Origin of the sequence: Streptomyces broussonetiae (assembly GCF_009796285.1) — a bacterium.
GTDB classification, from domain to species: Bacteria; Actinomycetota; Actinomycetes; order Streptomycetales; family Streptomycetaceae; genus Streptomyces; species Streptomyces broussonetiae.
Map to the genome: position 1 here is coordinate 3,952,182 of NZ_CP047020.1, position 11,432 is coordinate 3,963,613.

An 11,432-nucleotide genomic window follows, 5' to 3' on the forward strand; every position below is an offset into this window, starting at 1 on the left:
CCCCACTGCTTCGCAGACTACGCCGCCCCACTGACAACGGCCCTCGGGGGAAAGGACGCCGGGCGGCTCGTGCGCGTTGCGCGCCGGCGCAGCTCCTCGTCCGGTTCCGCCACCGCGCACGCCGCCCCGTCGCTCACACGGGGCAGCAGCTCACTGGGCGGTCACCACCGCCGCCTGCGGGCGGATCGGGAGGCGGTTGACGGGGCGGCCGGTGGCCGCGCGGACGGCGGAGGCGATCGCCGCGGGGGACGTCACCACCGGCACCGCGCTGACGGACTTGGCGCCGAAGGGTGCCACCACGTCGCGTTCCTCCACCAGCTTCACGATCTGGATGTCCGGCGCGTCCAGGGCGGTCGGCAGGGTGTATCCGGTCAGGTCCGGGTGGCGGACCAGGCCGCGGGGCGTACGGAGGTTCTCCGTCAGGGCGATGCCGACGCCCTGGGTGACGCCCGCCTCGATCCGGGCCGTCAGCTGGGCCGGGTTCAGCACCCTGCCGACGTCCTGCGCCACCGCCAGCTCCACCACCCGCACCGAGCCCAGCTCGATGTCGACGTCCACCACCGCGCGGATCGCGCAGAACGCGAGCCCCACGAAGGCGTCGCCCTGGCCGGAGGCGTTGAGCGGCTCGGTGGGGTGCGGGCGGCACTGCGCCGTGGCCCACAGCTCCTTGCCCTCCATCGCCTCCGTGACGGTGGTCGACAGGACGCCGTCGTACGACGTGATCCTGCCGTCGGTGATCTGCAGCAGTTCCGTCGACATGCCGAACTTGTGCGCCAGCGGCTGGAGGAGCTGGGTGCGGACCATCTTCGCCGCGCGTTCCACCGCGCCGCCCGACACCCAGGTGTGCCGGCCCCGGCAGCCCGCGCCGGCCGGCGGCTGGTCGGTGTCGACCGGGGCCACGTGGACTTCCTCGATGCCGAGGGTCTCCTGGACGATCTGGCGGGCCAGCGTGGTGAAGCCCTGGCCGCTCTCCACCGCCGCGCACAGGACGGTCGCGACGCCGTCGTGGACCTTGACGGTCGCCGTGGACACCTCGTCGGCGCCCTCCGCGCCGAGCATGTGCACCATGCCCAGGCCGTAGCCGACGCCCCGGCGCACCGCGCCCGGTTCGCCCGCGCCCTCCGGGCCGCCCGGCAGCAGCCAGTCCTCCTCGGGCGTGTCCTTCGGCAGCTCGGGCAGCGGGAAGTCCCGTACCGCCTGCAGTAGTTCGGCCACCGGAGCGGGGCAGGTCACCGTCTGGCCGATGGGGAGCACGTCACCCGTCGCGAGCGCGTTGCGCAGGCGCACCTCGGCCGGGTCCAGGCCCAGCTTCTTCGCCAGTTTGTCCATCTGCGCCTCGTAGGCGGCGCAGACCTGCATCGCGCCCTCGCCGCGCACATGGCCGGAGGGCGGGTTGTTGGTGCGTACGGCCCAGCCCTCGATGAAGGCGTTCGGGACGACGTACGGGCCGCATGCGAAGGACACGGCGGCGGCGAGCGCGTCGGCGGAGGTGTCGGCGTACGCGCCCGCGTCCAGCAGGATCTGCGCCTCCACCTTCACCAACGTGCCCTCGGCGTCCGCGTGGTGGCGGTAGCGCAGCAGGGTGGGGTGGCGGTGGGCGTGGCCGAGGAAGGACTCCTCGCGCGTGGCGGTGAGTTTCACCGGGCAGCCGGTCTTGAGGGCGAGCAGGCCGAGCGGGATCTGGAAGCCCTGGTCCTCGCGGTCGGCGGTGGCGCCCGGCACCCCGGTGACGACGATCTTCACCCGATCCGGGGACAGCCCGTAGCAGGCGGCTGCGGTGTTGCGGTCGGCGTGCGGGTCGGTGGAGCCCATGTACAGCTCCACGCCGCCGTCGGGACGGGGCACGGCGAGACCGGCCTCGGCCCCGATCGGGGCCGGATCCTGGCGCCCTATGCGGTACAGCCCCTCGACGACGACCTCGCCGGCGGCCTCCGGATCGCCGTGGTGCAGCGGGATGTGCCGGATCAGGTTGCCGTCGGGGTGCAGGGGTTCGGCCTCGAAGGCCTGCTCCGGGTCGGTGACGGGGTCGAGTACTTCGTACTCGACGATGACGGCGGCGGCGGCCATCCGCGCGGTGTCCGGGTGGTCGGCGGCGACGGCGGCGATGGGCTCGCCGTGGTGCCGTACGACCTCGGAGGCGAACACCGGCCGGTCGGGGGTGCCCCGGCCGTGGCGCGGGGTGCCGGGGACGTCCTCGTGTGTGATGACGGCCCGTACGCCGGGCATCTCGCGCGCGTGCGTGGTGTCGATGTTCACGATGCGCGCGTGCGCGTGCGGGGAGCGCAGCACGGCCGCCCACAGCAGGCCCTCGGCCCACAGGTCGGCGGCGTACGGGAAGGTGCCCTCGGTCTTGGCGCGGGCGTCGGCGGGCGTCAGGGACACGCCGAGGCCGTGCGGCAACGGCTCGCTCTCGGGGGCGGGTTCCGCGGCGGTGGGCGCCGCGGCGGCTTCGTTGCTCACACCTGACCTCCGTCCTGGCCGTAGTGCTGGTCGCGCGGGTCGTGCGGTCCCGGGGTGCCGTACGGCTCGGGCGAGCCGTAGGGATCCGGTGTGCCGCCGTAGCCACCGGGAGCGGGCTGCGGCGTGTCGAACGCGCCGGGCGCCTCGAACGCCGACGGGTGGACACCGCCGGAGCCGGGGCCCGCCTGGTGCGGGATGCGCGCTTCCTCCGTGTCCGTCCCCTCGGCGGCGTGCGACGCCTCGCGTTCGGCGACGACCTCCTGGACGGCCTGCAGGACGCCCCGGTAGCCGGAGCAGCGGCACAGATTGCCGCACAGCGCCTGCCGGGCCTCCAGCTCGGTCGGCGCCGGATTGCCCTCCAGCAGATCGTGCACGGTCATCGCCATGCCCGGCACGCAGAAGCCGCACTGGACGGCGCCGCAGCGGGCGAGCGCACGCTGGACGTCGGAGGGCCGCCCGTCGGCGGCGAGGCCCTCGACGGTGCGCACCTCGCTGCCGGCCGCGGTGACCGCGGGGACCAGGCAGGAGGCGACCAGACGGCCGTCGACCTGGACGTTGCAGGCCCCGCACTCGCCCTGCGAGCAGCCGTCCTTGGCACCGGCGAGGCCGAGCCGTTCACGCAGGACGTAGAGCAGCGACTCACCGATCCAGGCGTCGGTGACGGGGCGGTCGGTGCTGTTGACGCGCAACACGTAGGAGGCGAGGGGGTGGTCGTCGCCGGGCGGGAGCGGCGCGGTGTGCTTCTCGGCCACGGCCGCCTCGCGCGCGGCCTCGTCACCGGCGGCCTCGGTGTCGCCCCCGGGCGTGTCGTCGGCTGCCGGTACGGCGGCTCCGGGCGCGTCGGCGGGGTGTTCCGGCGCCGCGGCGTCCTCGTCCCCGGCTACCGCGGGCAGGTCTTCCGGCGTCGCCGGGGCGGCCGTTGCCTCCGCGTCGACCGCGGCGGGCGTGACGGGCGTTGTGGCGGCCCGCGGTCCCGCGGCCGGGGTTGCCGGGTCCTCGTGGCCCGCGGGGCCGTCAGCGAGGCGCTCAGGGGCTTGCGCGGGGCCGTGACCGTTCGCGTCCGGCGCCGCTTCCGGCTCGGCGGGGGGCGCCGTGATTCCGGCAGGAGCCGCGGGCTCGGTGAACTCGGCGAACTCCGCCGGGCGACCGGCCCGAACGGGGGCGGCGTCCGCGTGCACGGCCTCCGCGTGCCCGGTCCGCGCAGGGCCGGCATCCGCGTGCCCCACCGGACCGTGACCGGCCGGACCGCGCTCGGCTCTGCCGTGACCGGCCGGATCGTGACCGGCCGCATCGTGCGCGTACCGCTCGTCCGTCGCGTACCGCTCGTCCGTCGCGTACCGCTCGTCCGTCGCGTACGACTCGTCCCTCGCGTACGGCTCCTGCGGCACGTACCCCTGTGCCGCCGCGCCACCCGCCGGGTGCGCTCCGGTGTGGTCGGGCAGCGGGTGGGCAGGGGGCTGCCGGTCCTCGGGATGGCCCCAGGGGCGGCCGGGGTCCTGTGCCGCCCAGGGTGCGGGCGCGCCGCCGGGCAGGGTGGGCGGCGGGGTGCCGCCCCACTGCTCGACCAGGGAGGACGTGGTGAACTCGCCCGATTCGTCCGGAAGGTCACCACCGGCGACGGGGATGGACCACTGCCCGGTGACGTCGTGCCCGGGGGCGGCCGGGGCCGCGGGCTCCTCGAAGGTCCACTGCTGGGTGGCGGCGGGCTCGTAGGTGAACCGGTCGTCCGCGCCCGGCGCCTGGGCCACGGCGTTCGGGTCGGGCCACTCGGTGCCGCTCGCGGGCGCGGCCCAGGTGCCGGGCGCGGCCGGATCTCCCGTGCCGGGGGCGGCTGTTATCCGCGGCGGCACATAGCCGTGACCCGGCGCGGCCAGCGGGCTGTCGCCGGACAGCAGGGCGTCGATGCCGCCCTCGGGGAGCTTGACGAAGGCGGTGGCGCCGTCGTCGTAGTCGCCCTGGGGCAGCGGGTCCCAGCGGCCGCCGCCCTGGGGCGTGCCCTCTCCGTGCTGGTCGTCGGTCACGACAGCGCCCTCCCCAGTGCTCGTCGGGCCAGCGCGGCGACGGTGCGCCGCAGGTGCAGTACGGCGGGCGGAAGTGCGGGTACCGAGCCGTCGGACTCCGGTGCCTGGTCCGGGATGCAGGCCGCGGCCACGTACTCGCCGAAGGCGTTCAGGGCCTCCGGCACGAGCGCGCGGTCGTTGTCCCAGTCGATCAGCTGCGCGACCCACTCCTCGGCCTCCAGCGGCCTGAGCGGCATCGGCGCTATGGCACCGACGGCGCACCGCACTCCGCGCCGGGCGGGGTCGAGGACGAGGGCCACGGAGGCCAGCGCGCGGCCCGGCCCGGTGCGTCCGGTCGCCTTCAGGAAGACCTGCGGGGCGTGCAGCAGCGGTACGCGCACGTAGCCGATGAGTTCGCCGCCGCGGAGCATTTCCATGCCGGCCAGCAGGTGCGACACCGGCATCTCGCGGCGGGCTCCGCCCGGGCCCGCGATGATCAGCGTGGCTTCCAGGGCGGCCAGCACCGGCAGCGCGTCCCCGGTGGGGGCGGCCGAGGCGATGTTGCCGCCCAGGGTGCCGGCGTTGCGGATGTGCGGCGGGCCCGCGGCGCGCGCGGCGGCGGCGAGCGCCGGGATCAGGGCCGCGAAGTCGGGGCGGCCCATCCGCGCGTGCGTGAGGCCCGCGCCGAGCAGCGCGTGGCCGTCCTGGTACTGCCAGCCGCGGATCTCGCTGATCCGCCCGAGGCCCACCAGGGCGGCGGGCCTGAGCTGGCCGGAGTTGACGGCGGCCATCAGGTCGGTGCCGCCCGCGACGGGCACGGCGGTGGGCATGGCCCCGAGGGCCGCCACCGCCTCGTCCAGCGTCGTGGGCAGCGTGACGGCCTGCGCCGCCTGCGGTGCGTGCGTGGTCAAACCGGCTGCCCCTTCCCGCTGCCCCACCTGGTCCCACCTGTGTGGCCGTACGGTACGTGCTCACAGGGCGGACGTGGCAACTCTGGCACATCTTCGCAAGGGCCGAACGCGGGGGTCCGCTAGCAGGCACTAGGAGACATTCGCCCACCTCACAAGGGACATGGACCGATTTGACATAGCATCGCCGGTGCATACCGATTGACACTCTTCGGTGACTCTTGGCGCTATTTTCACCGCGCGTTCGGAACGGTCACTTGTTCGGCGGCGCCCCCTCGATCGGACGGCCGGGGACACCGGGGCGTTTCTGCCACGGCCGGGGCCCGGCGGGTGGCCGATAGGCGACCCCCAGGGCGTCAAGTCGCGCGTAATGGGCGGCCATACGGCGCTCGAAACCGGCGAAGTCCCGTTCCGCGGGGGCGGGCAGCCGGCTCCAGGCCACCTCGGCGAAGGCGGCGAGCCGGGGGAAGGTCTGGTAGTCCACGCGCGCGGCGTCCTCCAGCACCTCGGTCCAGACGTTGGCCTGGGTGCCCAGCACATGCCGGGCCTCGGCCTCGGTGAGCCCGTCCGGGACGGGTTCGAACCGGTAGACGTCCTCCAGGGTGCGCACGAAGCCGATGGGCACCGGTTCGTCCTCGCCCGGGGCCTGACGGTGGTCCAGGTACACGTACTGCTCCGGGCACATGACGACGTCGTGGCCGGCCCGCGCGGCCGCGATCCCGCCGCCGTAGCCGCGCCAGGAGGACACCGCCGCGCCCTCGGCGAGTCCGCCCTCCAGGATTTCGTCCCAGCCGATCAGCCGCCGCCCGCGCGCGGCGAGCCACGCGTCGAAGTGCCCGATGAACCACGACTGCAGGGCGTCCTCGTCGGTGAGCCCGAGATCCGCGATCCGGGTCTTGGCGGTGACCGACTCGGTCCACTGTTCCTTGCGGCATTCGTCGCCGCCGACGTGCACGAACGTGGAGAACTCCGCGGCGTCCGCCGGGAACAGCTCCAGGACTTCCTCGAACACCCCCTCGTAGAAGCGCAGGGTGGTGTCGGTGGGGGCGAGTACGTTGGAGGAGATCCCCCAGTTGTCCCAGACCCTCAGGGCGGTGGTGTCGATGACGTCGGTGTTGCCGAGTTCCGGGTACGCGGCGATGGCGGCCTGCGAGTGGCCCGGTACGTCGATTTCCGGGACGACGGCGATATGCCGCTCGGCGGCGTAGGCGACGATCTCCCGGATGTCGTCCTGGGTGTAGTAGCCCCCGTGCGGCTTCTCCTCCCACAGCGGGGAGGCCCGGTGACCGAATTTCGACCGCGCCCGCCAGGAGGCGGTCCCGGTCAGCTCCGGATAGCGCTTGATCTCGATGCGCCAGCCCTGGTCGTCGGTCAGATGGAAGTGGAAGACGTTGAGTTTGTGCGCGGCCATGAGGTCGAGGTAGCGCAGCACGCCTTCCTTGGGCATGAAGTGCCGGGCGACATCGAGGAGAAGACCGCGCCAGCGGAATCGCGGGCCGTCCTCGACGGCGACGGCCGGCACCTCCCAGGCCCGCTCCGGCCGCAGCGGCGCCCGGCGGAAGGCGTCGGCGCCCAGCAGCTGACGGAAGGTCTGGGCGCCCCAGAAGACGCCGGCCGGGCTGCCGCCCTCGATGCGGATCGGCCACGCGTCGCTGACCAGCCGGTAGCCCTCGGGCGGCAGGCCGGGATCGATGCCCAGCACGATCCGGTGCGGGCGGTCGGGGCCGTCCGGGAACGGCAGGCCTGTCGCCGCGCCCACGGTGGCCCGCAGCCAGCGCGCGGTGCCCTCCGTGCCCGGCAGTGCCTGAAGCGCGGTGTTGCCGTCGAGACGCGTGAGGCCGGACGAGTTGCCGACGACGCTCACCGGCGCGGGAATCACATCAACCATGTCAGTCCTTTACCGCTCCGCCCAGTCCGGAGACCAGACGCCGCTGTACGAGTACGAAGAAGACCAGCACCGGAATCGTCATCACCGTGGACGCGGCCATGACCCCGCCCCAGTCCGGGTCGTCCGGTTTGCAGAACACCAGCAGGGCCATCGGCAGGGTCGACTGTGAGGTGTCGCTGATGATGAAGGACTTGGCGAACAGGAAGTCGTTCCAGGCCGAGATGAAGGAAAACACGCTCGTGGCCACCAGACCGGGCAGGACGAGCGGGAAAAGGATCTGCCAGAGGAATCGCGCACGGCTCGCTCCGTCGAGGTACGCGGCCTCCTCCAGCTCCTCGGGAACGGCTTTCACGAACCCCCGCAGCATCCAGATCGCGAAGGGCAGCGAGAAGGCGATGTGGGGCAGGATCAGCGAGCCGAGCGTGTTCAGCTGGCCGAAGTCCCGCATGAGGAACAACAGCGGGATCGTGAGGGCTTCCACGGGCACCATCTGGGCCACCAGGAACATGATCGGCAAGGTGGTCCGGAAGCGGAACCGGAATCGTGTGACGGCGGTCGCGGCGAGAAACGCGATCAGCGCCGAGGAGATCACCACACTGCCCGCCACCACCGCACTGTTGACGAAGTAGCGGCCGAATTCATGCTGCCCGAACACCCGCCTGAAGGAGTCCAACGACGGCGCCCGGGTCCACGGCCGCGGCTCGGCCGAGCGGATCTCCCCGGCCGCGCCGCGCCCTCCGCGCAGCGGAGGTCTGCGGGGCACAGGCGGTGGCGACGACGGCGACGACGGCCGTGAGGAGCACGGCCGGCCGGGGAGCGAACTTCATGGAGTGAACCTCCGAGCCTCGTTGCAACATATGCAATGACTGTTTCGCTCTGCACAACAGACTTGGAGGCTAAGGAGTACATGAACATGCCGACAAGAGGTCTCCACCACTTCGTGACATGCAAAAGCCCCCGGAGGCGCACCTGAACGCGCCCCGGGGGCCTGCAAGTCCCGGACGGAAGGGACTACTTCTTGTCGCCGCTCTTGTCGTCGCCGCCGCTGCCCATGGACTCGTAGATCTCCTTGCACATGGGACACACGGGGTACTTCTTCGGGTCGCGGCCCGGCACCCAGACCTTGCCGCACAGCGCCACGACGGGGGTACCGTCGAGGGCGCTCGCCATGATCTTGTCCTTCTGGACGTAGTGGGCGAAGCGCTCGTGGTCGCCGTCGCCGTGGGACACCTGTGGCGCCGGCTCTACGAGGGTCCCCGTACCAGTCCCGCGCTCGGGCTCAAGAGTGCTCATACCGCCCAGGGTACTGAAGCTCACAGGCATCAGTTGAGCGAAGGGTCGTCCGGATACGTGGCCACCATCGCCAGTTCGCTGCGCTGGCGGCGCAGCACCTCGCGCCACAGCCGCTCCGGTGCCGGTGAGGAGACGTCCCCGGGCTCGGACTCGACCACGTACCAGGCGCCCTCGACCAGTTCGTCCTCCAGCTGACCGGGCCCCCAGCCGGCGTACCCGGCGAAGATTCTCAGGGAGCCGAGGGCCGAGGCGAGCAGCTCAGGCGGGGTCTCGAGGTCGACCAGGCCGATCGCGCCGTGCACCCGGCGCCAGCCCAGCGGGGCGCCGTCGGCGGCCCCGCCGCCCGGGATCACCGCGACGCCGAGCGCCGAGTCCAGCGAGACGGGGCCGCCCTGGAAGACCACCCCGGGCTCCCCGGCGAGGTCGGCCCAGCCCTCCAGGATGTCGCCCACGTCCACCGGAGTGGGACGGTTGAGGACGACGCCGAGGGAGCCCTCCTCGTCGTGGTCGAGAAGGAGCACCACCGCACGGTCGAAGTTCGGGTCCGCCAGGGCGGGCGTGGCCACGAGCAGCCGCCCTGTGAGCGAGGACACCTCGGTCATGCCAGACATGATCCCGCATCTTCCCCGGTGTGGGGAGCCAATGCGGGCCGTGCAGCGCGCATCGAGCGAGGTGCCCCGCAAAGGCCCCGTTCAGGACGGTGACGGGAGACGGGTGGGCGCAGGGAGGCGGGCCCGGCGCATGCCCGCCCCGGTGACCCCATGTGCCCGATAGCGCACGGTTCGTGTTGTGACACAGCTATGACGCGGCTTGACGGTCCTTGGGCTTACTAGAGGGGGGTGATCGGCGACTACCCTGTCCTTCCCGGCCCGCGCGCAACAGTGATCGGCCGTCTCCTGCCCAACTCATCGGAACGCGAGATTCATGACCGTCAACGACGATGTCCTGCTTGTCCACGGCGGAACCCCGCTCGAGGGCGAGATCCGTGTCCGCGGTGCGAAGAACCTCGTGCCGAAGGCCATGGTCGCCGCCCTGCTGGGCAGTGCGCCGAGCCGACTGCGCAATGTTCCGGACATCCGTGACGTGCGCGTCGTGCGTGGCCTGCTCCAGCTGCACGGGGTGACGGTCCGTCCGGGCGAGGAGCCCGGCGAGCTGATCCTGGACCCGACGCGCGTCGAGAGCGCCAACGTGGCCGACATCGATGCCCACGCCGGTTCCAGCCGTATCCCGATCCTCTTCTGCGGTCCCCTGCTGCACCGTCTCGGCCACGCGTTCATCCCGGGCCTCGGCGGCTGTGACATCGGCGGCCGGCCCATCGACTTCCACTTCGACGTGCTGCGGCAGTTCGGCGCGACGATCGAGAAGCGGGCCGACGGGCAGTACCTGGAGGCCCCCAAGGGCCTGCGCGGCACGAAGATCCGGCTGCCGTACCCGTCCGTCGGCACGACCGAGCAGGTGCTGCTGACGGCCGTCATGGCCGAGGGCGTCACGGAGTTGTCCAACGCGGCTGTCGAGCCGGAGATCGAGGACCTCATCTGCGTGCTGCAGAAGATGGGCGCGATCATCGCGATGGACACCGACCGCACGATCCGCATCACCGGTGTGGAGAGCCTCGGCGGCTACACCCACCGTGCCCTGCCGGACCGCCTGGAGGCCGCGTCCTGGGCGTCGGCCGCGCTCGCGACCAACGGCAACATCTACGTCCGCGGCGCCCAGCAGCGTTCGATGATGACGTTCCTGAACACCTACCGGAAGGTGGGCGGTGCCTTCGAGATCGACGACGAGGGCATCCGCTTCTGGCACCCCGGCGGCCAGCTCAAGTCCATCGCGCTCGAGACGGACGTGCACCCCGGCTTCCAGACGGACTGGCAGCAGCCGCTGGTGGTGGCCCTGACGCAGGCCACGGGCCTGTCCATCATCCACGAGACGGTCTACGAGTCCCGCCTGGGCTTCACCTCCGCGCTGAACCAGATGGGTGCCCACATCCAGCTCTACCGCGAGTGCCTGGGCGGCTCGGACTGCCGTTTCGGCCAGCGGAACTTCCTGCACTCGGCGGTCGTCTCCGGCCCGACCAGGCTGCAGGGCGCCGACCTCGTCATCCCCGACCTGCGCGGCGGCTTCTCGTACCTGATCGCGGCCCTGGCCGCCGAGGGCACCTCCCGGGTCCACGGCATCGAACTCATCAACCGCGGCTACGAGAACTTCATGGACAAGCTCGTGGAACTCGGCGCGAAGGTCGAGCTGCCGGGCAAGGCGCTCGGCTAGGCGTTGCTACGACAATGGGGCGGCCCCTTGGCGAAAGGGGCCGCCCCATTGTCGTTGTCCACGCCCGCTGTGGACGCGCCCCGAAAGGGCGCGGGGCCGTGTCGGCCTGCGGCTCCGCCGCGCGGGCGCGACCGGCTGCAGACGACACTGCCCACGGCGCTTGCGTCGAACGGCGCTCCGGTGGACCGGCGCTCGACGCAGAGCGCTTACTTGCCCTTGGCCGCTTCCTTGAGCTTGCTGCCCGCGGTGACCTTCACGCTGTAGCCGGCGGGGATGTTGATCGGCTCGCCGGTCTGCGGGTTGCGCGCGGTGCGAGCGGCACGGTGGGTGCGCTCGAAGGTCAGGAAGCCGGGGATGGTGACCTTCTCGTCGCCCTTGGCGACGATCTCGCCGACGGTCTCGGCGAACGCGGCCAGCACGGCGTCGGCGTCCTTGCGGGTCACCTCGGCGCGGTCGGCCAGCGCGGCCACCAGCTCACTGCGGTTCATGTTGTTACTCCCGTGTTTTTCTTGCCGTTGGGGTGTGCCGCGGGGCGGATCCGCCCGAGGCACTGCGATGCCGATGCGCTCGCGCCCAGGGACGCATCCTGCCCCTACCTGCGGCGGTAAAGCCAATCCG

9 protein-coding genes are annotated in these 11,432 nt (G+C 72.4%); 1 reads left to right on the forward strand and 8 read right to left on the reverse strand.

What is annotated here, in order from left to right:
• Positions 1-150 precede the first annotated feature (150 nt).
• The 7 genes from GQF42_RS18345 to GQF42_RS18375 all read right to left on the reverse strand — a co-directional run bounded on the left by GQF42_RS18345 (position 151) and on the right by GQF42_RS18375 (position 9,151).
• Positions 151-2,460 carry a xanthine dehydrogenase family protein molybdopterin-binding subunit gene (locus GQF42_RS18345; RefSeq protein WP_158921293.1) on the reverse strand — a complete coding sequence of 770 codons (2,310 nt, stop codon included), beginning with the start codon at positions 2,458-2,460 and terminating at the stop codon, positions 151-153.
• Positions 2,457-4,481, reverse strand: coding sequence for a 2Fe-2S iron-sulfur cluster-binding protein (locus GQF42_RS18350; protein WP_158921295.1), 2,025 nt, complete (start codon positions 4,479-4,481; stop codon positions 2,457-2,459). Before GQF42_RS18350 ends, GQF42_RS18345 begins: the two co-directional genes overlap by 4 nt.
• Positions 4,478-5,371, reverse strand: a complete 894-nt coding sequence (locus GQF42_RS18355; protein ID WP_158921296.1) for an FAD binding domain-containing protein — start codon at positions 5,369-5,371, stop codon at positions 4,478-4,480. The genes GQF42_RS18350 and GQF42_RS18355 overlap by 4 nt, the downstream gene beginning before the upstream one ends.
• 250 nt (positions 5,372-5,621) lie before the next feature.
• Positions 5,622-7,256 carry a beta-N-acetylhexosaminidase gene (locus GQF42_RS18360; RefSeq protein WP_158921298.1) on the reverse strand — a complete coding sequence of 545 codons (1,635 nt, stop codon included), beginning with the start codon at positions 7,254-7,256 and terminating at the stop codon, positions 5,622-5,624.
• Between the two features lies 1 nt (position 7,257).
• On the reverse strand, positions 7,258-8,019 hold the full coding sequence (locus GQF42_RS18365) for a carbohydrate ABC transporter permease (protein WP_158921300.1): 762 nt from the start codon (positions 8,017-8,019) through the stop codon (positions 7,258-7,260).
• Positions 8,020-8,267: 248 nt separating this feature from the next.
• The gene (locus GQF42_RS18370; RefSeq protein WP_158921302.1) at positions 8,268-8,549 is read right to left on the reverse strand and encodes a DUF3039 domain-containing protein; all 282 of its coding nucleotides are present in this window, start codon (positions 8,547-8,549) and stop codon (positions 8,268-8,270) included.
• Positions 8,550-8,578: 29 nt separating this feature from the next.
• The gene (locus tag GQF42_RS18375; protein WP_158921304.1) at positions 8,579-9,151 is read right to left on the reverse strand and encodes a YqgE/AlgH family protein; all 573 of its coding nucleotides are present in this window, start codon (positions 9,149-9,151) and stop codon (positions 8,579-8,581) included.
• A 322-nt stretch (positions 9,152-9,473) separates the two neighbouring features.
• On the opposite strand from GQF42_RS18375, the gene murA reads away from it, so the two are divergent.
• On the forward strand, positions 9,474-10,814 hold the full coding sequence (gene murA / locus GQF42_RS18380; protein ID WP_158921306.1) for a UDP-N-acetylglucosamine 1-carboxyvinyltransferase: 1,341 nt from the start codon (positions 9,474-9,476) through the stop codon (positions 10,812-10,814).
• A gap of 206 nt (positions 10,815-11,020) precedes the next feature.
• Here the strand turns inward: murA and GQF42_RS18385 are convergent, their stop codons facing one another.
• A complete protein-coding gene (locus GQF42_RS18385) occupies positions 11,021-11,302 on the reverse strand; it encodes an HU family DNA-binding protein (protein ID WP_023550134.1) in 282 nt (93 codons plus the stop codon).
• Positions 11,303-11,432: the final 130 nt, after the last annotated feature.